Consider the following 24,769-nt stretch of genomic DNA (forward strand, 5'->3'; position numbering starts at 1 on the left):
GCGGGACCTCCCGTGCGAAGGGTGCGGCCCGCTGGATAGGGTCCACGAGCAATGGCGGTACGAGGAGCACGAGGCGAGCGCGGCGAACGGCGGGCGCAGGCCGAGACATTCACGGCCCGGATGAACAAGCGGCTGCACCGGGTCCGCATAGTGCTGCGCAAATCCGGGGTCGACTACTTCCGGGGCGACGGCTCGGACTGGGTCGCCCTGGCCGGGCTGCTCGTCACCGTGCCGCTGATCGCCGTCGGCACGATGGTGAACAACGTCTGGTGCGCGCCCGCCGCCCTGGTGCTGCCCATCGTGGCGGGCGGACTGCTGCTGCGTCCCGCCAGCCTCCTCGGCCTGTACGCGGCCACCGCCGTGGCGCTGATCGTGGAGACCGTCCGGCTCGGCCCGTATGCCGAAGGGCCCTCGCGCGTCACGCCGGGCGTGGTTCTGGTGGTGGCCGCCTGCGGTTTCTTCGGCCTGGTCGTGGCCCAGTTCCGCAGCCGGGTCGGCGTGCCCTGGCGCGGCGGCGGCACGATGCTGTTCGACCTGCGCGAGCGCATCCGGGTGCAGAGCAAGCTGCCGAAACTCCCGCGCGGCTGGCACCGCGAGATGGCGCTGCGCCCGGCGGGCGGGCAGTCCTTCTCGGGTGACTTCGTCGTCGCGGCCCGGACGAACGGCGGCCGCACCCTGGAGGTCGTCCTCACCGACGTGTCCGGCAAGGGCATGGACGCCGGTTCACGGGCGCTGCTCCTGTCCGGCGCGTTCGGCGGCCTTCTCGGCTCGCTGCCCCCGCACTCCTTCCTGCCCGCCGCCAACGGCTATCTGCTCCGCCAGGACTGGGAGGAGGGCTTCGCGACCTCCATCCATCTGGTCCTGGACCTGGAGACCGGCGACTACGAACTCTTCTCGGCGGGCCACCCGCCGGGCCTCCAGCTCAGCGCGGGCAGTGGCCGCTGGGAGGAGAAGACGGGCCAGGGCCCGCTCCTCGGGGTCTACGACGGCGCGCAGTTCGACCCGGTGAAGGGCATGCTGCGCCCCGGTGACGTCCTGATGCTCTTCACCGACGGCCTGGTGGAGACCTCCGACCGGGATATCGCCGAAGGCATCGACCGCCTCACGGGCGAGGCCGACCGCTATGTGGCCGGCGGTTTCCACGGCGCGGCCTGGCACCTCATCGAGGCGGTCGCGAAGGACGTGAACGACGACAGGGCGTTGCTGCTGATCTGCCGGGAGGCGTGAGCGGTCCCGCGTCGACCGGCGCGGCCCGCCAAGCCCTGCGCGTGCCTTAGCTCCGACGAAGTGACAAGTAGCGCTCTGTAGCAAAGTAGGGGTGGGTTTGTCTGGGTTTTCGATCTTCTGCCCCATCTGAGGGGTTCGTCGGCGAGGTTGGTCCGGTTACGACGACCGGAGGGAGTGCGGGGTGCGGGGTACGACTGGTCGGGGCGGGCGATCAAGCGGCACCGGGTGGAGATCCGGGGTGCGTTCGGTGCGGTGCCGCGGGGACCGGCTGGAGCCGTCGGCGCCCAGGCAGATCGTGCGGCTGGTGGGCTCGGCGGTCAAGACCTTCGAAGAGCGTTTCTGCGCGGTCACCGCGGGCCGCCTGTCAGCGGCGACCCGGTCCCGGCTGGACGACCAGCCGATCGCGAAGGAGGGCGCCTTCTTCAGCCCAGGACTGCGTCACAGGTGCGGTCGGTGGTGATTCACTGGAACCCGGGGCCTCGTCGTGACTGTTTCGAGAGGCCGGCTTCGACCGCGCTACTCGGTGTGCAGCACCGTCGCGATGGTGGTGCGGGCCGCCGTACGAGCGGGGATCAGGGCGCCGAGTACGGCGATCGTGACGCCTGCCAGAAGCATCGCGGCCAGTTGGGGTGCGTGCCAGACGTCCTTCATGGCCTGGGGGAAGTCGATCACGCCGACGTGGTCCACGACGAGGCGGTGGGCCGCGATACCGAGGGGGATGCCGAGGAGTGCGCCGACGGCGCCGAGGCCGGCGACCGAGGTCACCGTCATCAGGATCACCTGGCGGGGTGTCATGCCGATGGACTTGAGCATGCCCAAGTCCCTTCGCCGCTCGCGGGTGTTGAGGAGGACGGTGTTGAAGACGCCGAGCGAGGCGACCAGGGTGAGCAGCACGGTGAACACGACGGAGAAGATGATGACGGTGGTGGTGCCGGCGTTCCCGTCGTCCAGGACGGAGGCGTGCACGGCCGGGTCGAGTCTCCCGGCTGCTTCGGCGTAGGCGCGGGCGTCCGCGCCGGGGGCTAGACGGACGGTGTACTCGGTGGCGTGGGCGTCCGGTGCGAGCCGGGTCAAGGTGTCCCAAGTCGTTTCCAGGGCACGGGCGTTGCCCTCGACGACCTGGCCCACGACAGTTGCGGTGATTTTCTTGCCGTTCAGTTCCAGAGTGGTCTGGTCGCCGATCTTCAGGCCGCGTTGGGTGAGGAAGGCCGGTCCTGCCACGATCTCGCCGGCCGCCTTCGGGGCGCGGCCCTTGACGATGGTGTGTTCGTAGAGGGAGTTGTCGCCGCGGTAGAAGTCGGCGAACACGGGCTGGTTCTGGCCGGTCATGTTCACCTGGGACAGCGCGCGGGCCCGCACCCCCTGCGCGCCTGGCAGGGCGCTCAGCCGTGCCTCGATCTGCTGGTCGTCGAGGAGGGGCGAGGTCTTGCCTCCGCCGGATCCGCCGGTGGTGACCTGGATGCGGGCGCCTCCGTCCTCCTTGCCGAGGTTGCCGTAGGCGACCAGGGTGCTGGTCAGGCCGGTGGACAGGGTGACGGTGGTGACGCCGAGGACGATGGCGGCCAGGGTCAGCAGGGTGCGGGCGGGGCGGGCGAAGGGCTGGCCCAGGCCCAGGCTGACCGGGCGTGGTAGGCGGGTGGCGCCGAGCATCCGCTGGATACGCAGTCCACGCCCGGTGCGGGGGGCGCCGCCGGCGCTGATCGCCTGCGCGGCGGGCAGTCGGTGGGCCCGCAGGGCGGGGATCAGTGCGGTGAACAGGACGAGGGCGGGCATGCCCAGCAGGCAGGCCACGGTCGCCCAGGGGTCGACCTCACCGACCGTGGCCCGGCCGACGTCGATGCCGGTGAAGGCGACTTTCATGATCGGTCCGGCCAGTGCATTGCCGGCCAGGGTGCCCAGCACGCAGCCCACCACAGCCGGTACGGAGAGCATCGTCAGATAGACGGCGACGACCTGGTTGGGGGTGAATCCCAGGGCCTTGAGGACCCCGATGTGCCGGAAGCCGGAGACCACCGCGCCGCTGACCACATTGCCGACGATCAGGACCGAGACGAGCAGGCCGAGGATGCCGAAGAGGGTCATGAAGGGGAGGTAGGAGTCGGCCAGTGCGGAGAACGCCTGCTTGAGGGTCAGGTAGGTCTGCGCACCTGTGAGCGCTTCCTCGGGCAGTCCCTCGGTGGCCTGCGCCAGCGAGGTGCTCAGCTCGGCCTCGGTCGAGGAATGGGTGAAGCGGTAGAGCATCTGGGCGGAGGTGGGATGCAGTTGGGTCATCTGCGCGGGTGAGACCCAGGCGCTCGCCGACTTGCTCATGCTGGTGGCGAAGCCGACGACGGTCAGCGTCGCTCCGCCGGGTGTCTTCAGCTTCGTACCGAGGAATTCGGTGCCGGGAGAGCCCTGTGCGGACCAGTTGACGACGATCTCACCGGTGCCGGTGGCCCACCGGCCCTCCAGCAGGTCGATCCGGTCCACGGGACCCGCCGGGTCGGCCCGGCCCACGACGCTGAGGGTGCCGCCCGCCATCCACAGCCAGTCCTTGGGGATGTCGACGACGGCTTGTCCGAACGGGCCCGCGGCGGCTTCCACGCCGGGCTGCTTCGCGGTACGGGCCAGTTGTTCCGGGGATGCCTTCGTGGTGTCGAAGGTAGCGGCCGCGTGCGCGCCGCGCTGCTCGGCGTACGCCTTGTCGAAGGGGCTGGACGCGGCAGTCAGCAGGGTGAGCGCGAGCAGGACGGTCGTGGTGGAGCAGAACACCACCAGACCGATCACGAAGGTCTGGACCCGGCGGCGCTTCACTGCGGCGCGCGAGGCTCTCCACACGGCCCTCATGCCGAAACCTCCAGCGTGCGCTCACGGGCGACCTGACCGTCGGCGACTTCCACCAGCCGGCTGGCGCAGCGGGTGGCCAGCTGCGGGTCGTGGGTGACGATCAGCAGGGTCTGGCCGATCTGGTTGAGGTCGATCAGCAGATCCATCACCTGCTCGCCCGACCGGCTGTCCAGAGCGCCGGTCGGCTCGTCCGCGAGGAGCAGGGCAGGGCGGTTCATCAACGCCCGTGCCACGGCGACGCGTTGGCGCTCGCCACCGCTGAGCGTCGCCGGGTAGTTGTTGCGCCGCTTGGCGACACCCAGTTCGTCCAGCAGCTCCAGGGCCCGGCGGCGCGCCTGCCTGGCCGGGGTGCCGGTCAGCTGCGCGGCCAGTGCCACGTTGTCCAGGACGGGCAGGTCGTCGATGAGGTTGAAGAACTGGAAGATCATGCCGACGTGGCGGCGCCGGAACAGCGCCAGGCCCGTTTCGTTCAGCTTGCCCAAGTCGTGTCCCTGGACCTCGACCGTGCCCGAGGTCGGCCGGTCCAGACCGGCCACCATGTTGAGCAGGGTGGACTTGCCGCAGCCGGAAGGCCCCATCACCGCGACCGCGTCACCCGCCTTGATCTCCAGCGAAAGCCCATCCAGGGCTTTCGCGTCGCCGAACTCCTTGTGCACGCCGTCCAGCCGCACCACTGTCTGCCGGGCTTCATCGTGATCGTTTCTCATGCCCCGAAACCTAGGCCGGGACGCGATCGCTGATCGTCGCCCCCCGGATGTATCCGCGGGCGCGGGTCATCCTGGGGATGTACGAGCCGTGTCCGGCAGGCCGATGTCAGCCGCGGCGCACACCTGCGAAGATGATCATGTGGGGGAACCTTTGACGACAGTGCTGATCATCGCCCTGGCCGCGGCAGTCGGTGCCGCCGGGTGGCTGGCCGTGGCCGCAGTGGGGGCGCGACGCCGGTACCGCAAGGCCATCGAGGAGCGCGGCTGGCTGCTGGAACGCGAGCGCGAGAGCGCGACACGGGCCGCGGTCGATGCCGAACGGGCCCGGATCGCCGCGGAGTTGCACGACATCGTCAGCCACAACGTGAGCGTCATGGTGGTCCAGGCCGGAGCCGCCCGAGAGGTGCTGAGCACGCTTCCCGAGGAAGCCGCTGCCGCGATGGGCGCCGTGGAAACCGCCGGCCGCAACACCATGACCGAACTGCGGCACCTGCTCGGCCTGCTCGCCCCCGCCCAGGACGGTGAGGACGAGCCCTACGACGTGGACCTGTCGCCGCAGCCCAGCCTGAGCAGGCTCACCCCACTCATCGACAAAATCGCCTTCGCCGGGCTGCCCGTCGAGATACGGATCTCCGGCGAGCCGCGCCCGCTGCCGACCGGGATCGACGTCACCGCCTATCGGATCATCCAGGAAGCCCTGACCAACGCGCTCAAACACGGAGACGGGACGAAAGCCGAAGTGACAGTGCGCTACGCCGACAACCACCTGCGCGTCGAAGTCCTCAACAGCGGACCGAGCGTCCTGTCAGGCACGGCACCCGTCTCCACCGGGCGGGTCCGAGAACAGGCGGACGGCACCGGCCGCGGACTGCTCGGCTTGCACGAACGCGTCTGCGTCTACGGCGGCGACCTCGACGCCCGTCGCCGTCTCGGCGGCGGTTACCGCGTACGCGCCCGCATCCCCCTGGACCGCCCGTGACCATGCCCATCGAGCCCACTGCCGCCGCCCCGCGCGTCGTGATCGCTGACGACCAAGAACTGCTGCGCACCGGCTTCCGAATGATCCTCACCGCTCGCGGCATCGACGTCGTGGGCGAAGCGTCCGACGGCGTCCAGGCCGTAGCCGCCGTGCGGGAACTACGGCCCGACGTGGTGTTGATGGACATCCGTATGCCGCGTATGGACGGCCTGGAAGCCACCCGCCGCATCCTCGCCCAGGCCCCGGACTGCCGGGTGATCATGCTGACCACCTTCGATCTCGACAAGTACGTGTACGCCGCCCTCGCCGCCGGAGCCAGCGGCTTCCTCCTCAAGGACGTCACCCCCGCGCACCTGGCCGCCGCCGTACGCCTGGTCGACACCGGCGACGCCCTTCTCGCGCCCGCGATCACCCGCCGCCTCGTGGAGCGCTTCGCCTCTGACGTACCGACGTCGGGCGCGGGCCCGGGCCGGGCAGCCGCTGCCCCGGCCGTCCATCGGGACCTGACCACACTGACGCCACGCGAGCGGGAGGTGCTGACCCTCATGGGCCAGGGCCTGTCCAACACCGAACTCGCCCAGCAGCTCACACTCAGCGAGGCGACCGTGAAAACCCACGTCGCCCGAATCTTCTCCAAGCTGACCCTGCGCGACCGCGCCCAGGCCGTCGTCCTCGCCTACGAAACCGGACTCGTCAGAGCAGGCGGCCCCGACAACGCCCCACCACCTAGGCTGACCTGAGGAAATTAGGTTTCACGCAAGGCCCGGGAAATTCCGGGACAACCAAGCCGCACGGCATGACTGAACGCCACTCCGGTGACGCGCTACTTGTCACTTCGCCGCAGCTTCGGGAGTGCAGGGCCGAGTCCGTCGACGACGACGTCCAGCATGCGGTTCAGCTGCGGGCGCTGCTCGGGCGCGCCCGCCACGGAGAGCAGACCGGCGAGGATGCCGCCCACGTCGACCGGGTCGATGTCGCCGCGCAGTTCTCCCGTTGCGGCGCCCGCTTCCAGCACCATCGCCAGGATCTGCTGGACCTCGTCGCAGACCGGCCCGGTGCCGAAGCGGCCGGAAGCGCTCATGGCGACGAGGGCCTCGCAGATGCCGCGTCGTTCGCCGGCCCAGTCGGCGAAGCGGAGCATCCACGCGTGGAGGGCCTGCGCGGGCGGCTCGGTGGCCAGCAGGGTGCGCGCGTCGTCGCGCATGGGGCGGATCTGGTCCCGGTAGACCTCTTCGATCAGGTCCTCGCGGGTGGGGAAGTGCCGGTACAGGGTGGCGTTCCCCACGCCCGCGCGCTTGGCGATCGCGTCCAGCGAGATCGGGCGTCCGGAGGCGAAGGCCTCGGCGGCCGTGACGATCAGCTGCTCGCGGTTGCGCTGCGCGTCGGCGCGCAGGGTGCTGCGTGGAGGTGTCATGACCTTCGCGATCCTGAGGGGCGGGTGGGCTAGGGAGCGAATAGGGGATGTCCCCGTATCGGAACCGGGGAGGTCCCCGATTCGAATTGGGGATGTCCCCGGTTCAGTGTACGGTGAGGTAAGCGGGGAGATCCCCGCTTACTGGGTGGGCGGTGTCGACCGCCACGCTCACGACTACGGGAGAACGCGATGCCACTCACTCTCGACACCTACCGGCTGCTGGGCCGTTCCGGGCTGCGGGTCTCACCGCTGGCGCTGGGCACGGCGACCTTCGGCAACGACTGGGGCTGGGGCGCCGAACGCGAGGAGGCGCGCAAGCTCTTCGACCGCTACACCGAACTCGGCGGGAACTTCTTCGACACCGCCAGCACCTACACCAACGGCAGCTCCGAGCGACTACTGGGCGAGTTCACCCGCACCAGCCGCCCCGAGATGGTGCTGGCCACGAAGTACTCGACGCTGCGCCGGCCCGGGGACCCCAACTCCGGCGGTACGCACCGCAAGAGCATGCTGGCGTCGGTGGAAGCCAGTCTGCGGCAGCTGAACACGGACTACATCGATCTGCTCTACCTGAACGTGTGGGACTTCAGGACGCCGGTGGAGGAGATCCTGCGCGGTCTGGACGACCTGGTGAGGCAGGGCAAGGTCCTGTACGTGGGGATCTCCAGTGCCCCTGCCTGGCAGGTGTCGCGGATGCAGGCGATCGCCGACCTGCGTGGCTGGTCGCCGCTGGTCGCGCTGGAGGTGGAGTACAGCCTGATCGAGCGCACCGGGGAGCGTGACCTGATCCCCATGGCACGCGAGATGGGTCTGGGCGTGGTCCCCTTCTCCCCGCTGGGCGGCGGGGTGCTCACCGGCAAGTACGGCAGGGAGGACCAGGACCCGGCGGGCCCGGTCGCCGGCGAGAGTGCCGGCAACCGCAAGAGCCTCAACGCCGCGCTGGGTTGGGTCACGGACCGCAATCTTGCCATCACCGAGGTGGTGAAGGAGGTGGCCACGGAACTGGGCCACACACCTGCCCAGGTCGCCTTGGCCTGGAGCCTGCGCTCCCCGGGCGTGACGGCCCCCATCATCGGCGCCCGCACCCGCGCGCAACTGGAGGACAACCTGGGCGCTCTGCGCGTCGACCTCGCTCCTTCCCGGCTGGCCCGCCTCGACGAGGTCAGCGCCATCGACCTCGGTAATCCGCACAGCCTGCTCGCCAGCGAGCACATCCGCACGGTCACCACAGGCGACATGCAGATCGAAAACCGCCGCTGATGCACTTCGTGTCATGAACCGCGACAACCAGGCACCTCACCACGCCCCCGACGAGGGAACGGAGCGACCCCGGCATGAGTAAGTACCGCGACAAGAATGTGGTGATCACCGGTGGCAGCAGCGGCATGGGGCTCGCGCTGGCGGAGCTGCTGGTGCGCGGCGGCGCCCGCGTGGTGATCACCGGCCGGTCTCAGGACAAGCTCGACGCGGCGCGCGAGCGGCTCGGCGGGAACGCCGTGGCCGTCCGGAGCGATGTGGCCTCACTGTCCGACCTGGATGCGCTCGCCGACCGTGTGCAGAGCGAGTTCGGTTCGATCGAGGCGCTGTTCCTCAACGCCGGAGTCTCCACCCTCACACCCCTCGACTCGACGACCGAGGAGGCGTACGACGAACTGTTCGCGATCAACGTCAAGGGCGCCTTCTTCGCTCTGCAGAAGCTCGCCCCGCTGCTGAGCGCGAACGCCGGCGTCGTCCTCACCACCTCGATCGCGAACGTCATCGGCTTGGTGGACACCAGCGTCTACGCGGCCGGCAAGGCGGCGCTGCGCTCGATGGCCCGCACCTTCTCCCGCGAGCTGCTTCCGCGAGGAATTCGTGTCAACGCGATCAGCCCGGGCCCCATCGACTCGGGGGTCCTGGAAACGATGAACTTGTCCGAAGAGGCCGCCGAGCGGTTCAGGGCGGAGCGGACCGCGAGCAATCCCATGGGGCGCTACGGCACGGTCGAGGAGTTCGCCGAGGCGGCCGCGTTCCTCGCCTTCGACGCCACGTACACCACCGGCGTCGAACTGGCCGTGGACGGCGGCGAGACCCAGCTCTGACCCACCCGCAACCGGCACGCACCGGCCCGCGAGGGAGAGGCCGAGCGTGCCGGATCGCAAGCGCTGACTGCCGTCATCCGACGCGACGGCGGGGCCGGCGCGTCAGCTGACCGTCTCCTGGTTCACACGCTGCCCTTGGCCGCCGCCGAGACGAACGCGGCGAAGGCGCCGGGCGCGACGGTGAAGGCGGGGCCCTCCGGGTCCTTGGAGTCGCGTATGGCGACGTGCGCGCTGAGGTCGGCGACCTCGACGCACTGGCCCCCGGTGTCCCCGCTGTACGACGACTTGTGCCAGGCGGCACCACCGAGCGGGGCGCACTCGACGCAGTCACCGCCGGTGTCACTGCTGTGCGACGACTTGCGCCAGGCCACAGCGCCGAGCGGCGCGCACTCGATGCACTCGCCACCCGTGTCGCCGCTGTAGCTCGACTTACGCCATGTCGCGCCCGTCAGCCGCTGGTTGGTCCCCATACCGTTCCTCCATTACGCGCGCGATCAGTTCCGCCGAGTCCTCCACGGACAGGGCGGATGCCTGCAAGCGAGCGTAGCGAAGAGAGCTTTCCTTGACCTTCTCGGGATGGGCTGTCATGTGCCCCTGAACGAAGTCCTCGGTGTAGATGAGGTCGGGGTCGTCCTCGAAGCGGAGGGTGGTGAACGAGCCCATCAGTCCCGTGTGTTGACCTGCCGCGAACGGCATGATCTGGAGGTTCACCCACTGGCTGTCCCGGAAATCCCGCAGGTGCGCCAACTGCTCCCGCATGACCGCGCGGCCACCAATTTCTTGATGCAGGGCAGCCTCACCGAGCACTACCCATAGCAGCGGCGGATTTTCCCGCTTCAGGATGCGCTGTCGCTCCATGCGGGCCGCCGCCCGCGCGTCGAGGTGGTCGTCCGTCAGAACACCAAGCACGGACCGCGCGTAGGCCTCCGTCTGGAGAAGCCCGTATACCAACTGTGCTTGATACGTAGAGATGTACGCGGCCCGCGCCTCCATTTCAGCGAACGCCTGGAACCAGCTCGGCAGCTGGCTGCGCAGCACGAGGCCGACCAGACGCGACAACTGGCCGTCCGTCCCCAGCGCCGCGTCCACCCGTTCGGAGAACTCCCGCGTGGGCACCCTCTTCGTTGTCTCGATCTGGCCCACCAGGGACCCCGTGCAGAAGATGCAGTCGCCCAACTGCGCCTGGCTCAGTCCGGCCGTTTTCCTCAGGCGGCGCAATTCGGCGCCGTAATAGTCGAGTGGTGAGGCGCTCGCGTCGAGCGCGCGGGGTTGTGTCACGCCTGCCTCCAGCGTCACGGAGGGTCGATTTCGGATCGTGTTCAAGCGTAAGCACACCGTAGCTATCCGGTCAGGCGAATGCCCCAACTGCTGTCAACGCCCGGCCCGTTGACGCTTGAGCTTCGGGTCGCGGGATTCGAGCCGCTTTTACAAGGAATGGGTGGGCGGTCTCACCCGCCCACCCTCCCTGGGTCGCACCACAGGCCGTAGATGACTTTTCGTGACCGAGTCGCCACGCAGGGCTGCCGCCGTGTAGCGTGCGCCGCACAAGTCGCATAAAGCGACCCCCGTGCGGTGTTAGCAGCACCACGCGAGGGTCTGACCACCAAGATCGAGAGACCGATCGGATGGCTGTGGACCAGCTTAGTCCTGCCCTGCGCCCCAGCGCGCATCCCTTGGCCAACCCCGGCTACGGGAAGAAGTCCGCCCCGGGGCAAGCGCCCCGCTCCCGGCGGGACTTCGCACATCTGCCCAAGCGTGAGGCCGCCGTCGCCGGTTACCTGGACCGGCTTCCCGAGGGCGCCGACATGTCCATCAAGACCCTCGCCAAGCACCTGCCGTACGGCCAGTGCGCGCTCTCGACCGTCCTGCGGGTCCTGTCCGGCGAGGGGCACCTGCGGCGCGTACGACGGCCCGTCACCGGCGCGGACGGCGGCCCGCGCTGGGTCTGGCACACCTTCTTCTCCCGCACGCCACGGGACGACGCCTGGTGGGCGGCCTTCTTCGCCGGGGACCCGGCGCGGGACGCGGACCCGGCACCCGTAGCAGAGGCGCCGACCGGACAGGCGTACGACCTGCTGGCCCGGCTCGGCCGGACCGACCCGCGCCTGATGCTGTCCGCCACCGACTGCGAGGCCCTCGCGCCGCTGGCCGCCGAGTGGTTCGCGCGGGAGGCCACCGAGGCGCAGCTCCTGCGGGCGCTCGCCGCCGGTCTGCCGCCCGAGGTGGCCCACCCCTACGGCTTCGTACGCGCCCGCCTGCTGGCCAAACTCCCGCCGCCCCCGCCGACACCGGCACCCCGCTACATCGTGGAGTGCACCGCGTGCGGCGAACCGGGGGAGTCCGCCGCCGCGTTGCCGGGCGGCCTGTGCGGCGGCTGCCGCACGGGCGCGGCGCTCCCCGCCGAACGGGTCCGGGGCCATGTGGAACGGCTACGGGCGGCACTGGGCGGCAGAAACCGCGAGGAGGCGCTGGGCGGCAGAAGCTTCGAGGCGGCGCTGGGCGGCGGAAGCTTCGAGGCGGCGCTGGGCGGCGGAAGCTTCGAGGCGGCGCTGGGCGGCGGAAGCTTCGAGGCGGCGCTGGGCGGCGGAAGCTGAAGGAGGTCACGGGGGTTAACCCCACCCCCGGTTCGCCAGCCGTCCTCATGGTGGCGGCCACTGCTTGATCCGTAGGTTCGAGACATCGATCAGGGATGTCTCCGAGACGGCTCGGCGGCGGACGAACGGAAGGCGGCACAGCCATGGGGCTGCGACGGAAGCACCAGACCGAAGAGCGCGCGGGAGCCGTCGTGACGCCTCCGGTGCCGGGCGCCCGGCCCGGCGACTGGGCCGTCGAACTGCGCGGGGTCCGCCGTCAGTACGGGCGCGGCGCGGGCGCCGTGCACGCGCTCGCCGGCATCGACCTCGCCCTGCCGCGCGGCAGCTTCACCGCCGTCATGGGGCCCTCCGGGTCCGGCAAGTCGACGTTCCTGCAGTGCGCGGCGGGCCTGGACCGGCCCAGCTCCGGCACCGTGCACCTCGGCGGCACCGAGATCACCGGCATGAGTGAGAACAAGCTGACCGCCCTGCGCCGCACCCGACTCGGTTTCGTCTTCCAGGCGTTCAATTTGCTGCCGTCCCTGACCGTGGAGCAGAACGTGGTCCTGCCCATGCGCCTCGCGGGCCACCGCCCCGACCGGCGCAGAGCCGCCGCGATGCTGGCCCGCGTCGGCCTCGGCGACAAGGGACGCCGCCGCCCCGGGCAGCTCTCCGGAGGCCAGCAGCAGCGCGTCGCCATCGCCCGCGCCCTGATCACCGAACCGGACGTGATCTTCGCCGACGAGCCGACCGGCGCCCTCGACACCACCACCGCCACCGAGATCCTCGGCCTGCTGCGCTCGGCGGTCGACGCCATGGGCGCCACCGTCGTCATGGTCACCCACGACCCCGCCGCCGCGGCCTACGCCGACCGCGTCCTCTTCCTCGCCGACGGCGCCATCGTCGACCGCCTGGAGCGCGCGTCGGCCCAGCAGATCGCCGCCCGCATGACCACCCTGACCGCACCCGCCTACGCGGGGGTGGCCGCGTAATGGCCTTCGTCCCCAACGGCCTCGCCCGCGCCGCCGTCCGCTTCAAACCCGCCGCCTTCGCGGGCACCTTCGTCGCCCTGATGATGGCCTCGCTCATCGTGGCCGCCTGCGGCATCCTCCTGGAGACCGGCCTGCGCGCCTCCGTACCCCCGGTGCGGTACGCGAACGCGCCGGTCGTGGCCGCCGCCGACCAGGAGGCCCACTTCGTCACCGGCAGCGGCGACTCCCGCTCCGAGACCGCCACCCCGCTGCCCGACCGCGCCCGCCTCGACGCCTCCCTCGTCACCAAGGCGGGGGCCGTGCCCGGCGCCCGCGCCGCCGTCGCCGACGTCACCTTCCCCGTCCGGTCCGGCGACAAGGACGTCACCGCCCACGGCTGGGGCTCCACCGCCTTCACCGGCGAAAAACTGAGCGCGGGCCGCGCCCCCCGCACCGGAGAGGTGGCCCTCGCCGCGCCCGGCGCCACCGTCGGCGACCACGTCACGCTCACCACCTCGGACGGCCCGCGCGACTTCCGCGTCTCGGGCACCGTCAAGAGCGGCCAGGAGACTGCCACCGCCTGGTTCACCGACTCCGACGCCATACGCCTGTCCGGCCACCCCGGACGCATCGACGCCATCGCCGTCCTGCCCGAGCCGGGCGTCTCCGACGCCACCCTCAAGTCCCGGGTGGCCCACGCCCTCGGCTCCAAGGCCGAGGTCCACACCGGCGACGACCGAGGGGCCATCGAGGACTCCCTCCTCGGCTACGCCAAGGAGATGCTCATCGCCCTCGGCGGGTCCTTCGGCGGCATCGCCGCCCTGACCGCCGTGTTCACCGCCGCCGGGACCGTCGCCCTCTCCGTCGGCCAGCGCGCCCGCGAATACGCGCTGCTGCGCGCCATCGGCACCACCCCGCGCCAGATCCGCCGCACCATCGCCACCGAGACCCTGCTCGTCGCCCCGCTCGCCGGCGCCGCCGGTCTGCTGCCCGGCATCGCCCTCGCCACCTGGTGGTTCGGGCAGCTGAAGGACAAGGGCGCCATCCCGCGCGCCGTCGAGCTGTCCGTCTCCTACCTGCCGCTCACCGCCGCCGTCGGCGCCGCCGTACTGACCGCCCTCGGCGCCGGCTACCTGGCCGCCCGCCGCCCCTCGCGCATCAAGCCCGGCCAGGCCCTCAGCGAGGCCTCGGTGGAGCGCGTGCGCGTCGGCTGGATACGTACGCCGCTCGGGGTCGCCGCCGCAGTCGGCGGCGTGGTCCTCTCCGGAGTCGCCGCGAGCGCCGCGGGCGAGGACGCGGCCAACGCGGCACTCGGCGTCGTCATGCTCTTCATGCTGGCCGTGGCCCTGCTCGGCCCCCTGGTGGCCCGGGGCTGCGCCGCCCTCTTCGGCCTCCCGCTGCGCGGCGCCGACGCCTCCGGCTTCCTCGCCGCCGCCAACTCCCGTACGAACGCCCGCCGGCTGGCCTCCGCGATCACCCCCATCGTGCTCGCCATGGCGTTCTCCTCCGTCCTGGTCTTCATGCACACCAGCGAGGACCGGGTCGCCGCCGACCAGCAGCGCGCGGCCATCACCGCCGACCACATCGTCACCTCCGACGGCGGACTCCCCCCGGGCGCCCTCACCAAGGCCAAGAACACCGACGGGGTCACCTCCGCCGTCACCCTGCTCAAGACGTCCGTACTGGTCCCCGTCGGCTCGGGCGGCGACCGCTGGCTGCAATCGGCCTCCACACAGGGCATCACCGGCACGGCCGCCGACCTGCGGAAGGTCCAGGACCTGAAGATCGAGACCGGCGGCCTCACCCTCGGCCGGGGCCAGATAGCCGTGGACACCGCGCTCGCCCGCTCCGCCCACGTCACCACCGGCGACCGCCTCGCCCTGCTCCTGCCCGACGGCACCAAGGCATCCCCGAAGATCGTCGCGACGTACGGCAGGGGCCTCGGCCTCTCCCAGCTCACCCTGCCCGCCGCCGACGTGCGGGGGCACGTCACCTCGGCCTTCAGCACCGAACTGTGGGCCAAGGGCGGCGCGGCCCGGGACCTCGCCGGCCTCGGCACCCTCAAGGACCGCGCCGGCTACACCACCGCGCAGTCCATGGACCGCGAGCTGAACGCCTGGGCCAACACCACCATGGCGGCCGTCCTCGGCGGCTTCGCGGCTGTCGCCGCCGTCAACACCCTCGTCATGACGGTCCTCGACCGCCGCCGCGAACTGGGCACCCTGCGCCTCATCGGTTCCACCCGCCGCCAGGTGATGCGGATGATCCGCTGGGAGGCCCTGATCGTCGCCGTCGCGGGCATCCTCATCGGTTCGGCCATCGCCCTGGCCACCCTCGTCCCGATGATGAACGGCCTGACCGGCGAGGCCCCCTACATCCCGCCGCTGGTCTACGGCTCCTTCGTCGGCGCCGTCCTGCTCCTCGGCCTGGCCGCCACCACGATCCCGGCCCGGGCGGCCCTGAAGTCGGCCGCCTGACCCCGCCCGTACCCGACGAGGGCGGGGGGGGGGGGGGGGGAGGCGGGGGGGGGGGGGGGGGGGGGGGGGTTTGGGGGGGGGGGGGGGGGGGGGGGGGGAGGGGGGGGGGGGGGGGGCGGGAGGGGGGGGGGGGGGGGGGGGGTGGACCACGTACAACGTGCAGTACGCCGTGGAGGTCACCTTGCCCTTGGACCGGGCCGCCCTGCGGTCCGCCCTCCCCCCCCCCCCCCCCCCCCTCCCTCCCCTCCCCCCCCCCCCCCCCCCCCCGCCCCCGCCCTCGTAAGTCGTCCCTGGGCGGACCCGGACCTGGACGGACCTAGGCGGACCTGGTGCGCTGCCGCGCCAGTTCCGCCGCGTCCCGCTTGAAGGCCCACTCCATCTTGGGCTCCATGGCGAAACGAAACACGCGCTGCACGGGAGGCGTGCACAGCAGCGTCACCACGGTCGCGGCGACCGCCGTCACGAAGACCTCGCCGAGCGGCTTGTGCAGCCACGCGTAGTCCTCGAACCAGCCCCAGAAGCGCGAGCCCTTGGCGAGGAAGCCGTGCAGCAAATAGCCGTACAGCGTGCCCGCGCCGAGGACCGTGAACCACATCTTGCGACGCGGCACCCACGCGAAGAAACAGGCGGTGAGCACCACCGAGCAGCCGAAGAGCGCCAGCGTCATCACGATGCCGACCCACCACGGCACACCCAGCTCCTGGGCGCTGTCCCGGCGGTAGAACCACACGGACGTCATGCGGGGCGCCGCCCAGTAGGCCAGCAGCACGGCGGCGGCGAAGACCGGCACGGACAGGACCCGCACCTCACGACGGCGCACCAGCTGGAAGTGCTCGGGCTTCAGGAAGAGACCGAGCACGAAGAACGGCATGAACTGCAGGACGCGCTGGAGGTCGAGGTCGTCGCCGATGTCGGGCGAGATGACGGCGAGCACGGCGATGGCCAGCGCGAGCGGCACGGGCCGGCGCACGATCTTCCACAGCGGCACCGTGAGCCGCCACACGAAGAGCGCGACGAGGAACCAGGTGAGGTACCACGGGTCGAGCAGACTGATGGGCTGGCCCGGATCGTCGTCCGCCCAGCGCTTGAAGAGGGTGTAGGCGACCTCGAAGATGACGTACGGCACGGCGACACCGGTCACCAGGCGCTTGAGCCGGTCGGGCCGCATGTCGAAACTGCGCGAGAAGTAGCCGGAGATCAGGATGAACGCCGGCATGTGGAAGGTGTAGACGGTCATGTACAGCGCCTCGGCGGCGCGGCTGTGATCCGTCAGGGGTTCCCACGCATGGGCCATCGCCACGAGGACGATCGCCAGGTACTTGGCGTTGTCGAAGAACGCGTCGCGCTGTTTGGCGGGCTTCGCCGAGCGGGCGGCCGCGCGATGGCCGGCCGGGGTGGGAGCGGTGGCGGCCCGATGGGTCGGATGGGGGGAGCGCGGGGGCGGGGGTCCGGCCGCCGGCACCTGGGCCGGGGGGAGCGGCGCACGGTGGCGGCCGTGCGGTTGCACCGAGTTGGTCACAGGCCCTCCCACCAAGAGCTCGGTGAGACGATCCGGGACCGCACTGCGCCTACGGGGGTGGTGGCAGCGTGGAACATCTGACGCACCCTAGCGTCGCCGCGCGGTCTTCGTAAAACCCTCGTCACTTTCGTCAACACGATCCCTGTCAATCCCTCGGTCGGACCCCGATGCGATTACCGCTTATCGGGCCCGCATACCCGGGAATGACGGCGGTAGACAGAGGGATTCGGCCGCGATTGCGTCCCCTACGTCCCCCTTCATACGCCTTAAATGGTGCATAACTCCCGCAGTCGACTCCGGTGGAATGTCCGATTGGTCGGTGGCCCGAGAACCCGCGCTGTGCCGCCCGCGACAATTCGAATTTCCTGCGAACATCGTGTGTGGTGTTCGCGGGCATCGCGGTGAATTCCCTATGGACGCGGGTCCGCGAATTCCCGTGCGGCACCGCGCCGTGGCACGCGCCCCCGGGGCGCCGCCGCACTCCGGGGCGTGAGGTGCGGGTCGACGATGCGTCATGGGCCGCATGGAGTAGGCCTGTTGGTGGCACCATGGTCGGTGGCGGGGGCGTGCGGGGTCGTACCCCCCGGGCCGGGAGAGCGACCGACCTAGGGTGTGATCAGTGTGGCCATTTCGCTGTCAGTGGTACTGCTGTTGGCGATCATCCTCGTAGTGATGATCCGCGGGGGGTCGATCAAGACGGGCCCGGCGATCGTCGCGGCGCTCTTCGGCTTCTTCCTCGCCTCGACGGGCATGGCGCCCACCATAGAGCGGTTCATGCAGCAACTGGCGGAGACCATCAACTCGATCAGCTTCTGAAGATCCGCTCCGGAGGAGCGGTTTCTGGGGATCGGCTTCTGAATCGGCCGCGCGGCGGGAAACGCCGCCGGCCCGGCCGCTGGATTCAGCGGGCCGGGCCGGAGGTCTCAACAAGAGCGGGCGACGGGAATCGAACCCGCGTAGCTAGTTTGGAAGACTAGGGCTCTACCATTGAGCTACGCCCGCACGGCGCACCAAGGCCCTCGGGCCGCGGTACGACAGGCATCGTAGCGGGTCCCCGGCCTCTGCCGCACACCCCCCGCGCCGCACACCCTCTGCACGACCCCGCCGCACGACCCCTGCGCGACCGGGGGCCGCACGGCCTGCGGGCATGTACCCTACGTGTCGCACCGACGGGGTGTGGCGCAGCTTGGTAGCGCGTCCGCTTTGGGAGCGGAAGGCCGTGGGTTCAAATCCCGCCACCCCGACCAGCAGGTCTCTCCTCACAAGATCGCGTTGTGGGTCGGCTCCCGCTTGCCGTTACTATGCAAGCTGTGTGCCCGTGTGTCTCTGATCCGGGCAGAAACCAGCAGTCAGCCCACCAAGGAGACCGAACCGTGAAGAGCGCCGTGGAGACCCTGAACCCGACTCGGGTTCGGCTCACTGTTGAGGTGCCCTTCGAGGAGCTCAAGGACAGCCTCGACGCGGCGTACAAGAAGATCAACCAGCAGGTCACGGTGAAGGGCTTCCGCAAGGGCAAGATCCCGGCCCGCATCATCGACCAGCGGTTCGGCCGCGGCGCCGTGCTGGAGGAGGCCGTCAACGACGCGCTCCCGAAGTTCTACACCGAGGCGGTCAACGAGGCCGAGCTCAACGTCCTGGGTCAGCCCGAGGTGGACATCACCGAGCTGAAGGACAACGAGACCCTCAACTTCACCGCTGAGGTCGACGTCCGCCCGACCATCGAGATCCCGGACTACTCCGGCATCGAGGTCGAGGTCGACGCGGTCGAGGTCAGCGACGAGGACGTCGACAAGGCCGTCGAGGAGCTGCGCGAGCGCTTCGCCTCCACGTCCCCGGTCGAGCGTGCCGCCGAGGACGGCGACGTCGTGACGATCGACCTGCAGGCCAAGGTCGACGGCGAGGTCCTGGAGGACGGCGTCGCGTCCGGCGTCTCCTACACGATCGGCTCCGGCGAGCTGCTCGAAGGCATCGACGACGCCGTCAAGGGCCTGGAGGCCGGTGGCGAAGCCACCTTCACCTCCGAGCTGAAGGGCGGCTCGGCCGCCGGCAAGGAGTCCGAGGTGACCGTCAAGGTCACCCAGGTCGCCAAGCGCGAACTGCCGGAGCTGGACGACGACTTCGCGCAGCTGGCCTCGGAGTTCGACACCCTCGACGAGCTGAAGGCCGACAGCCGCAAGCGCCTCGAGAACATGAAGCAGTACGACCAGGCCACGCAGGCCCAGGAGCGCGTCCTGGAGAAGCTCCTTGAGCTGGTCGAGGTCCCCGTCCCCGAGAAGCTCCTCGCGGACGAGATCCAGACCCGCAAGCACAACCTGGTGAACCACCAGCTCGGCCAGATGGGCCTCGACCTCGCGAAGTACCTGGAGATCCAGGGCAAGACCGAGGAAGAGTTCGACGCCGAGACCAAGGAGCAGGCCGAGAAGGGCATCAAGACGCAGTTCGTCCTGGACGAGCTCGTCAACAAGGAGAAGCTGAACGTCAACCAGGAGGAGCTCACCGAGCACCTCATGCGGCGCGCGCAGTCCTCCGGCATGTCCCCCGACCAGTTCGCCCAGGCCGTCGTCGAAGGCGGCCAGGTCCCGATGCTGGTCGGCGAGGTGGCCCGCGGCAAGGCCCTCGCGGTCGTCGTCGAGGCCGCCACGGTCAAGGACACGAAGGGTGAGGTCATCGACCTCAGCGACGAGGACGAGGACGAGGCGCCCGCCGCCGACGCCTCCGCCGACGCCGACGCCTCCGCCGACGCCGACGCCTCCGCCGAGGAGAAGACCGAGGCCTGAGCCCTCCAGCTCTGACGTACGTACTGCGGGCCCCCGGGACACGATCCCGGGGGCCCGCAGTCGTGCCCCGTCAGGGGCGCGGGGAACTGCGCGAGCAACCCGGTACGAGCCGCACTCGCCGTGGAGCCGCAGCGGGCAGACGCGTCTGCGGCCGGTACGCGGCCGGCCGCGCAGTTCCCCGCGCCCCCTGGCGGGGCGCTACCTGCGCTCACAGCGAACAGTTGGCTCTGCGGGATTCCCCGGAGGACCCCGCGCGTTAGGGTCCATGAATACGAGGGCAGGGGAGTCCCCGGAGCCGCCCGGAGCGGCGAGCACGAGGGGTCCCAGCCCCAGTGAAGAGTGAGACGGCCCGGCGCCGTCGCAAGACGAGCAGGTGGATACGTGATGAATCTGATGCCCTCCGCCGCCGGCGACCCCTCCATCGGTGGTGGCCTCGGCGACCAGGTCTACAACCGGCTGCTCGGCGAGCGGATCATCTTCCTCGGCCAGGCCGTGGACGACGACATCGCCAACAGGATCACCGCGCAGCTGCTGCTCCTGGCCGCAGAGCCCGACAAGGACATTTTCCTCTACATCAACAGCCCCGGCGGCTCGATCACCGCGGGCATGGCCGTCTACGACACCATGCAGTACATCAAGAACGACGTGGTGACGATCGCGATGGGCATGGCTGCCTCCATGGGCCAGTTCCTGCTCAGCGCCGGCACGCCCGGCAAGCGCTTCGCGCTGCCGAACGCCGAGATCCTGATCCACCAGCCCTCCGCGGGCCTGGCCGGCTCCGCCTCGGACATCAAGATCCACGCCGAGCGGCTGCTGCACACCAAGAAGCGGATGGCGGAGCTGACCGCCCACCACACGGGCCAGACCGTCGAGCAGATCACCCGCGACTCGGACCGCGACCGCTGGTTCGACCCGCAGGAGGCCAAGGAGTACGGCCTCATCGACGACATCATGCCCACCGCCGCCGGCATGCCGGGCGGGGGCGGCACGGGAGCCTGAGGCACCCCTCAGCGCCCCGGCAGCCGAAACCCAGCCCACGCTCCTTTAGGAGACACACACAGATGAACAACTACCCCGGCAGCGGCCTCTACGAGCGCACCCGCGCCGAGTACCAGTCCCCGCAGGCGGAGTTCACCGGCGCCCGCGCCGAGTCCCGCTACGTCATCCCGCGCTTCGTCGAGCGCACCTCGCAGGGCGTGCGCGAGTACGACCCGTACGCGAAGCTCTTCGAAGAGCGCGTGATCTTCCTCGGCGTCCAGATCGACGACGCCTCGGCCAACGACGTCATGGCGCAGCTCCTGTGCCTGGAGTCGATGGACCCGGACCGCGACATCTCCATCTACATCAACAGCCCCGGCGGCTCCTTCACGGCGCTCACGGCCATCTACGACACGCTCCAGTTCGTCAAGCCGGACGTGCAGACGGTGTGCATGGGCCAGGCCGCCTCGGCCGCCGCGGTCCTCCTCGCAGCCGGCACGCCGGGCAAGCGCATGGCGCTCCCGAACGCCCGCGTCCTGATCCACCAGCCCTACAGCGAGACGGGTCGCGGTCAGGTCTCCGACCTGGAGATCGCCGCCAACGAGATCCTCCGGATGCGCGCGCAGCTGGAGGACATGCTGGCCAAGCACTCCACGACGCCGATCGAGAAGATCCGCGACGACATCGAGCGCGACAAGATCCTCACGGCCGAGGACGCCCTCGCGTACGGCCTGATCGACCAGATCATCTCGACCCGGAAGATGAACAACGCCGCGGTTGTCTGACGAGGCGCTGTAACATCTGCCGCTCCTTGGCATGGTTCGCACACGACGTCGTCGAAGCGAACCGTGCCAAGGGGGGCCCGAACGGGGGGCCCGGCAAGGTACCGTCGGATATGAGGCACCAGGAGCCGCTGAACGTGGCGTCTCCCAGGCGAAGGGGAAGCACCTCGTGGCACGCATCGGTGACGGCGGCGATCTGCTCAAGTGCTCGTTCTGCGGAAAGAGTCAGAAGCAGGTCAAAAAGCTCATCGCAGGCCCCGGTGTGTACATCTGCGACGAGTGCATCGACCTCTGTAACGAGATCATCGAGGAAGAGCTCGCGGAGACGAGCGAGGTTCGCTGGGAGGAACTGCCCAAGCCTCGTGAGATCTACGAATTCCTTGAGGGCTACGTCGTGGGCCAGGAGCCCGCGAAGAAGGCCCTCTCGGTAGCGGTGTACAACCACTACAAGCGGGTCCAGGCCGGGGAGAACGGCGGCGCGCAGGGCCGCGACGACGCGATCGAACTCGCCAAGTCCAACATCCTGCTGCTCGGCCCGACCGGCTCCGGAAAGACGCTCCTGGCGCAGACACTCGCCCGCATGCTCAACGTCCCGTTCGCCATCGCCGACGCGACGGCGCTGACGGAGGCGGGCTATGTCGGCGAGGACGTCGAGAACATCCTCCTGAAGCTCATCCAGGCCGCCGACTACGACGTCAAGAAGGCCGAGACGGGCATCATCTACATCGACGAGATCGACAAGGTCGCCCGCAAGAGCGAGAACCCGTCGATCACCCGCGATGTGTCCGGCGAGGGCGTCCAGCAGGCCCTGCTGAAGATCCTGGAGGGCACCACCGCCTCGGTCCCGCCGCAGGGCGGCCGCAAGCACCCGCACCAGGAATTCATCCAGATCGACACGACGAACGTGCTCTTCATCGTGGGCGGCGCCTTCTCCGGCCTCGAAAAGATCATCGAATCGCGGGCGGGGGCGAAGGGCATCGGCTTCGGCGCCACCATCCGCTCCAAGCGCGAGCTGGAGGAGAAGGACCAGTTCGAGGACATCATGCCGGAGGACCTGGTGAAGTTCGGGATGATCCCCGAGTTCATCGGCCGCCTCCCCGTGATCACCTCGGTCCACAACCTCGACCGCGAGGCGCTGCTCCAGATCCTCATCGAGCCGCGCAACGCGCTGGTGAAGCAGTACCAGCGACTGTTCGAACTCGACGGCGTGGAGCTGGACTTCGAGCGCGAGGCCCTGGAGGCCATCGCGGACCAGGCGATCCTCCGCCAGACCGGCGCGCGCGGCCTGCGCGCCATCATGGAAGAGGTCCTCCAGTCGGTGATGTACGAGGTGCCGTCCCGCAAGGACGTCGCCCGCGTGGTCATCACCGCGGACGTCGTCCGCTCGAACGTGAACCCGACGCTGGTGCCGCGCGAGGTGCGGGGGCCGGGCGCCGGGGAGCAGAAGTCCGCGTAGGCCCCGGCCGTACGTACGCGAAAGGGGGCGCCCGGCGATTCGCTCGCCGGGCGCCCCCTTTTTCGTGGTCCGGGTGCTACTTGACCTCGACGCGTACGTCGTCGCGGAGCTCGGCGACCTGCGAGGCGACGTCGCTCAGCGCGATGTCCTTGCCGCTGCCGGTCGCGGCGGCGTCGGAGAACACGGCGTAGGCCACCGTGCTGTGGTCACCCCAGGCGCACATCGGCGTCTGGAAGCTGTCGGGGACACCGGAGTCCTCCATGCCGCCCTCGCCGCCCATCGTGAACTCGCCCATCTGGCACTTCATGACGCCGTCGGCGAAGCCGTCCGGCGTGAACTCCTTCGGGCTGCCGATGAGCTTCATGCCCCCGTCGGAGCCGTTCAGGGAGTTCTTCTCCATCTCGGCGAACATCGCGTCGACGACCTTCTCCGGATCGTCCACCTCGCCGTACACGCCCAGGTAGTTGAAGGTCTTCATCGTCGTGCCCTCGCCGTGCTGGTACGCGGCGTGGACGTCCTTGGGGTCGCTGACACCCCGCTTCTCCAGGTCCTTCAGGTCGCCGGACGACATGCCGCCACCGCCGGCCGAGGCGTCCAGCTTCTTGTAGCCGCCGAGGACGGTCGCGGGAGCCGTCAGCTTGTACGTCTTTCCGTCGTCGGCGACGGAGGAGGAGTCGTCCCCGGCGAAGAGGAAGTACCCGCCGACGGCAGCGGCGGCCACGACCACCACGGCGCCGATGACGAGCCCGGTCTTCTTCCTGCCCCCACCGCCCCGCGGAGGCGCGGGGGGCTGCCCGTAAGGGGCCTGCGGCTGCTGCCCGTACGGGCCGGGCTGCTGCTGGGGCGGCTGAGCGGCGTACGGGCCGGGCTGGTTGTGGCTCACTGCGTTCGGGGTTCCCCTCGTGAACGGTGCTGGGGCGTCAGAGCTTGACGCGGACTTCCTTGCGGACCTTGAGCGCGGTGGCCGAGGCGTCGTCCAGGGACACCTTGCCCGCCATGGCGTCGGCGACCTCGATGGGGACCACGACGGCGACGGTGCTGTGGTCACCCCAGATGCAGACCGGCATGCGGATCTCCTTGGGGCCGGAGGAACCGGTGCCGCCCGCGCTGTCGTTCTTGATCATGGACTCCTGGCACTTGAGGACGACGTCGTCCGTGCTGAAGTCCTTCGGGCTGCCGACCAGCTTGCCCGTCTGCGCGCCGGGCTCCTGCGAGTCCTTCTTGACCTTGGCGAACATGCTGTCGACGACCTTGCCCGGGTCACCGACCTCGCCGTAGACCCCCATGAACTGGATGGCCTTCTGCGCCAGGGGGTTGTCGGCGGACTCGGTCTTGTACCCGGCGTCGACGTCCTTGGGGTCCTTCACGCCGGCCTTCTCGGCCGCCGCGATGTCGCTGGAGTTGAAGCCGCCGGTCTGGCTCGCGTCCTTCTTGTACTCGCCGAGCAGCCTCTCGGGCGTGACCAGCTTGTGTGCGCCGTCGTCCGCCACGGAGGAGGAACCGCCGCCGTCACCGCCGCCGTCGCTGCCGCCGAGGACGAAGTACGCGCCGACACCGAGGGCGGCGACCACCGCGACGGCGCCGATGATCAGCCCCGTCTTCTTCTTGCCGCCACCGGGCGGCGGGGGCGGCACCTGCCCGTACGGGGCCTGCTGCTGCCCGTAGGGGGCCTGCGGCGGGACCTGCCCGTAGGGGCCGGGCTGCTGGGGCTGGCCGTAACCGCCCTGCTCGGGCGCCTGCGGCGGGGCCTGGTGGGGGTAGCCGTAGCCGGGCTGTGGCGGCGGGGCCTGGTGGGGGTAGCCGTAGCCGGGCTGGGGGGCCTGCGGCGGCTGCCCGTAAGGGCCGGGCTGCTGCGGCTGGCCGTACGGCCCCTGCGGGGGCTGGCCGCCGCCGTACGGCCCCGGCTGCTGGGGCTGCTGCTCGCCGTACGGGCCCGGCTGGTGGTAGCTCATGGGGTGTTACCCTCCGAAACGCTTAGGTGTTCCCGACATCCTGACGCAAG

Annotated in this window: 22 protein-coding genes and 2 tRNA genes; 15 read left to right on the top strand and 9 right to left on the bottom strand. The window is 70.2% G+C overall.

Going from position 1 to position 24,769, the window contains the following annotated elements; genetic code table 11:
- The first annotated feature begins 51 nt into the window (after positions 1 to 51).
- Positions 52 to 1,227, top strand: coding sequence for a SpoIIE family protein phosphatase (locus ACZ5GP_RS19610; RefSeq protein ID WP_468752042.1), 1,176 nt, complete (start codon positions 52 to 54; stop codon positions 1,225 to 1,227).
- Positions 1,228 to 1,465: 238 nt separating this feature from the next.
- The gene (locus tag ACZ5GP_RS19615; protein WP_468752043.1) at positions 1,466 to 1,687 is read left to right on the top strand and encodes a hypothetical protein; all 222 of its coding nucleotides are present in this window, start codon (positions 1,466 to 1,468) and stop codon (positions 1,685 to 1,687) included.
- Between the two features lie 56 nt (positions 1,688 to 1,743).
- Here the strand turns inward: ACZ5GP_RS19615 and ACZ5GP_RS19620 are convergent, their stop codons facing one another.
- Positions 1,744 to 4,053, bottom strand: a complete 2,310-nt coding sequence (locus ACZ5GP_RS19620) for an FtsX-like permease family protein (protein WP_468752044.1) — start codon at positions 4,051 to 4,053, stop codon at positions 1,744 to 1,746.
- Positions 4,050 to 4,760, bottom strand: coding sequence for an ABC transporter ATP-binding protein (locus ACZ5GP_RS19625; RefSeq protein WP_467680153.1), 711 nt, complete (start codon positions 4,758 to 4,760; stop codon positions 4,050 to 4,052). Before ACZ5GP_RS19625 ends, ACZ5GP_RS19620 begins: the two co-directional genes overlap by 4 nt.
- Positions 4,761 to 4,920: 160 nt before the next feature.
- On the opposite strand from ACZ5GP_RS19625, the gene ACZ5GP_RS19630 reads away from it, so the two are divergent.
- Together ACZ5GP_RS19630 and ACZ5GP_RS19635 are read left to right on the top strand one after the other, a co-directional pair.
- Positions 4,921 to 5,739, top strand: coding sequence for a sensor histidine kinase (locus ACZ5GP_RS19630; RefSeq protein ID WP_468752161.1), 819 nt, complete (start codon positions 4,921 to 4,923; stop codon positions 5,737 to 5,739).
- Between the two features lie 2 nt (positions 5,740 to 5,741).
- Positions 5,742 to 6,479: a response regulator gene (locus ACZ5GP_RS19635; RefSeq protein ID WP_468752162.1), complete on the top strand. Its 738-nt coding sequence runs from the start codon at positions 5,742 to 5,744 to the stop codon at positions 6,477 to 6,479.
- 83 nt (positions 6,480 to 6,562) lie between these two features.
- Here the strand turns inward: ACZ5GP_RS19635 and ACZ5GP_RS19640 are convergent, their stop codons facing one another.
- Positions 6,563 to 7,153, bottom strand: a complete 591-nt coding sequence (locus ACZ5GP_RS19640) for a TetR/AcrR family transcriptional regulator (protein ID WP_468752045.1) — start codon at positions 7,151 to 7,153, stop codon at positions 6,563 to 6,565.
- Between the two features lie 189 nt (positions 7,154 to 7,342).
- Here ACZ5GP_RS19640 and ACZ5GP_RS19645 point away from each other — a divergent pair, with 189 nt between their 5' ends.
- Positions 7,343 to 8,413: an aldo/keto reductase gene (locus ACZ5GP_RS19645; RefSeq protein ID WP_468752046.1), complete on the top strand. Its 1,071-nt coding sequence runs from the start codon at positions 7,343 to 7,345 to the stop codon at positions 8,411 to 8,413.
- A 74-nt stretch (positions 8,414 to 8,487) separates the two neighbouring features.
- Positions 8,488 to 9,234, top strand: a complete 747-nt coding sequence (locus ACZ5GP_RS19650; protein ID WP_468752047.1) for an SDR family oxidoreductase — start codon at positions 8,488 to 8,490, stop codon at positions 9,232 to 9,234.
- A gap of 122 nt (positions 9,235 to 9,356) precedes the next feature.
- On the opposite strand, the gene ACZ5GP_RS19655 is transcribed toward ACZ5GP_RS19650, so the two are convergent.
- Both ACZ5GP_RS19655 and ACZ5GP_RS19660 read right to left on the bottom strand, forming a co-directional pair.
- Complete coding sequence (locus tag ACZ5GP_RS19655) at positions 9,357 to 9,704, bottom strand: DUF397 domain-containing protein (RefSeq protein WP_468752048.1); 348 nt, start codon at positions 9,702 to 9,704, stop codon at positions 9,357 to 9,359.
- Positions 9,664 to 10,512, bottom strand: a complete 849-nt coding sequence (locus ACZ5GP_RS19660; protein ID WP_468752163.1) for a helix-turn-helix domain-containing protein — start codon at positions 10,510 to 10,512, stop codon at positions 9,664 to 9,666. The genes ACZ5GP_RS19655 and ACZ5GP_RS19660 overlap by 41 nt, the downstream gene beginning before the upstream one ends.
- A gap of 347 nt (positions 10,513 to 10,859) precedes the next feature.
- Here ACZ5GP_RS19660 and ACZ5GP_RS19665 point away from each other — a divergent pair, with 347 nt between their 5' ends.
- The 3 genes from ACZ5GP_RS19665 to ACZ5GP_RS19675 all read left to right on the top strand — a co-directional run bounded on the left by ACZ5GP_RS19665 (position 10,860) and on the right by ACZ5GP_RS19675 (position 15,255).
- A complete protein-coding gene (locus ACZ5GP_RS19665) occupies positions 10,860 to 11,828 on the top strand; it encodes a hypothetical protein (protein ID WP_468752049.1) in 969 nt (322 codons plus the stop codon).
- A 143-nt stretch (positions 11,829 to 11,971) separates the two neighbouring features.
- Positions 11,972 to 12,799 (top strand): ABC transporter ATP-binding protein, encoded by an 828-nt coding sequence (locus tag ACZ5GP_RS19670; protein WP_468752050.1) that lies wholly within the window; start codon positions 11,972 to 11,974, stop codon positions 12,797 to 12,799.
- Positions 12,799 to 15,255 carry an ABC transporter permease gene (locus tag ACZ5GP_RS19675; protein WP_468752051.1) on the top strand — a complete coding sequence of 819 codons (2,457 nt, stop codon included), beginning with the start codon at positions 12,799 to 12,801 and terminating at the stop codon, positions 15,253 to 15,255. Before ACZ5GP_RS19670 ends, ACZ5GP_RS19675 begins: the two co-directional genes overlap by 1 nt.
- A gap of 316 nt (positions 15,256 to 15,571) precedes the next feature.
- On the opposite strand, the gene ACZ5GP_RS19680 is transcribed toward ACZ5GP_RS19675, so the two are convergent.
- Positions 15,572 to 16,774: an acyltransferase family protein gene (locus tag ACZ5GP_RS19680; RefSeq protein WP_468752052.1), complete on the bottom strand. Its 1,203-nt coding sequence runs from the start codon at positions 16,772 to 16,774 to the stop codon at positions 15,572 to 15,574.
- 621 nt (positions 16,775 to 17,395) lie between these two features.
- On the opposite strand from ACZ5GP_RS19680, the gene ACZ5GP_RS19685 reads away from it, so the two are divergent.
- Positions 17,396 to 17,590: a hypothetical protein gene (locus tag ACZ5GP_RS19685; protein ID WP_358582176.1), complete on the top strand. Its 195-nt coding sequence runs from the start codon at positions 17,396 to 17,398 to the stop codon at positions 17,588 to 17,590.
- A gap of 115 nt (positions 17,591 to 17,705) precedes the next feature.
- On the opposite strand, the gene ACZ5GP_RS19690 is transcribed toward ACZ5GP_RS19685, so the two are convergent.
- A tRNA-Gly gene (locus ACZ5GP_RS19690) sits at positions 17,706 to 17,776 on the bottom strand.
- Positions 17,777 to 17,944: 168 nt separating this feature from the next.
- Between ACZ5GP_RS19690 and ACZ5GP_RS19695 the strand changes: the two genes are divergently transcribed.
- The 5 genes from ACZ5GP_RS19695 to clpX all read left to right on the top strand — a co-directional run bounded on the left by ACZ5GP_RS19695 (position 17,945) and on the right by clpX (position 22,767).
- A tRNA-Pro gene (locus ACZ5GP_RS19695) sits at positions 17,945 to 18,021 on the top strand.
- Positions 18,022 to 18,147: 126 nt separating this feature from the next.
- Positions 18,148 to 19,551 carry a trigger factor gene (gene tig, locus ACZ5GP_RS19700; protein WP_468752053.1) on the top strand — a complete coding sequence of 468 codons (1,404 nt, stop codon included), beginning with the start codon at positions 18,148 to 18,150 and terminating at the stop codon, positions 19,549 to 19,551.
- A 393-nt stretch (positions 19,552 to 19,944) separates the two neighbouring features.
- Entirely contained in the window at positions 19,945 to 20,550 is a 606-nt protein-coding gene (locus ACZ5GP_RS19705) for an ATP-dependent Clp protease proteolytic subunit (RefSeq protein WP_358582228.1), read from the top strand.
- 62 nt (positions 20,551 to 20,612) lie between these two features.
- Positions 20,613 to 21,314 (top strand): ATP-dependent Clp protease proteolytic subunit, encoded by a 702-nt coding sequence (locus tag ACZ5GP_RS19710; RefSeq protein WP_468752054.1) that lies wholly within the window; start codon positions 20,613 to 20,615, stop codon positions 21,312 to 21,314.
- A gap of 166 nt (positions 21,315 to 21,480) precedes the next feature.
- Positions 21,481 to 22,767, top strand: a complete 1,287-nt coding sequence (clpX, locus tag ACZ5GP_RS19715) for an ATP-dependent Clp protease ATP-binding subunit ClpX (protein ID WP_361075679.1) — start codon at positions 21,481 to 21,483, stop codon at positions 22,765 to 22,767.
- 76 nt (positions 22,768 to 22,843) lie between these two features.
- On the opposite strand, the gene ACZ5GP_RS19720 is transcribed toward clpX, so the two are convergent.
- Together ACZ5GP_RS19720 and ACZ5GP_RS19725 are read right to left on the bottom strand one after the other, a co-directional pair.
- Positions 22,844 to 23,650 carry a hypothetical protein gene (locus ACZ5GP_RS19720; protein WP_468752055.1) on the bottom strand — a complete coding sequence of 269 codons (807 nt, stop codon included), beginning with the start codon at positions 23,648 to 23,650 and terminating at the stop codon, positions 22,844 to 22,846.
- A 37-nt stretch (positions 23,651 to 23,687) separates the two neighbouring features.
- Positions 23,688 to 24,719: a hypothetical protein gene (locus ACZ5GP_RS19725; RefSeq protein WP_468752056.1), complete on the bottom strand. Its 1,032-nt coding sequence runs from the start codon at positions 24,717 to 24,719 to the stop codon at positions 23,688 to 23,690.
- Positions 24,720 to 24,769: the final 50 nt, after the last annotated feature.

The sequence above is a fragment of the Streptomyces sp. NPDC031466 genome, assembly GCF_055581265.1.

What these genes read in the sequence shown, in the direction of transcription:
- ACZ5GP_RS19610 (WP_468752042.1), top strand. Translation starts at nt 52, where the DNA reads ATGGCGGTACGAGGAGCACGAGGCGAGCGCGGCGAACGGCGGGCGCAG.
- ACZ5GP_RS19620 (WP_468752044.1), bottom strand. Translation starts at nt 4,053, where the DNA reads ATGAGGGCCGTGTGGAGAGCCTCGCGCGCCGCAGTGAAGCGCCGCCGG.
- ACZ5GP_RS19625 (WP_467680153.1), bottom strand. Translation starts at nt 4,760, where the DNA reads ATGAGAAACGATCACGATGAAGCCCGGCAGACAGTGGTGCGGCTGGAC.
- ACZ5GP_RS19635 (WP_468752162.1), top strand. Translation starts at nt 5,742, where the DNA reads ATGCCCATCGAGCCCACTGCCGCCGCCCCGCGCGTCGTGATCGCTGAC.
- ACZ5GP_RS19640 (WP_468752045.1), bottom strand. Translation starts at nt 7,153, where the DNA reads ATGACACCTCCACGCAGCACCCTGCGCGCCGACGCGCAGCGCAACCGC.
- ACZ5GP_RS19645 (WP_468752046.1), top strand. Translation starts at nt 7,343, where the DNA reads ATGCCACTCACTCTCGACACCTACCGGCTGCTGGGCCGTTCCGGGCTG.
- ACZ5GP_RS19650 (WP_468752047.1), top strand. Translation starts at nt 8,488, where the DNA reads ATGAGTAAGTACCGCGACAAGAATGTGGTGATCACCGGTGGCAGCAGC.
- ACZ5GP_RS19655 (WP_468752048.1), bottom strand. Translation starts at nt 9,704, where the DNA reads ATGGGGACCAACCAGCGGCTGACGGGCGCGACATGGCGTAAGTCGAGC.
- ACZ5GP_RS19665 (WP_468752049.1), top strand. Translation starts at nt 10,860, where the DNA reads ATGGCTGTGGACCAGCTTAGTCCTGCCCTGCGCCCCAGCGCGCATCCC.
- ACZ5GP_RS19670 (WP_468752050.1), top strand. Translation starts at nt 11,972, where the DNA reads ATGGGGCTGCGACGGAAGCACCAGACCGAAGAGCGCGCGGGAGCCGTC.
- ACZ5GP_RS19675 (WP_468752051.1), top strand. Translation starts at nt 12,799, where the DNA reads ATGGCCTTCGTCCCCAACGGCCTCGCCCGCGCCGCCGTCCGCTTCAAA.
- ACZ5GP_RS19705 (WP_358582228.1), top strand. Translation starts at nt 19,945, where the DNA reads ATGCCCTCCGCCGCCGGCGACCCCTCCATCGGTGGTGGCCTCGGCGAC.
- ACZ5GP_RS19710 (WP_468752054.1), top strand. Translation starts at nt 20,613, where the DNA reads ATGAACAACTACCCCGGCAGCGGCCTCTACGAGCGCACCCGCGCCGAG.
- ACZ5GP_RS19725 (WP_468752056.1), bottom strand. Translation starts at nt 24,719, where the DNA reads ATGAGCTACCACCAGCCGGGCCCGTACGGCGAGCAGCAGCCCCAGCAG.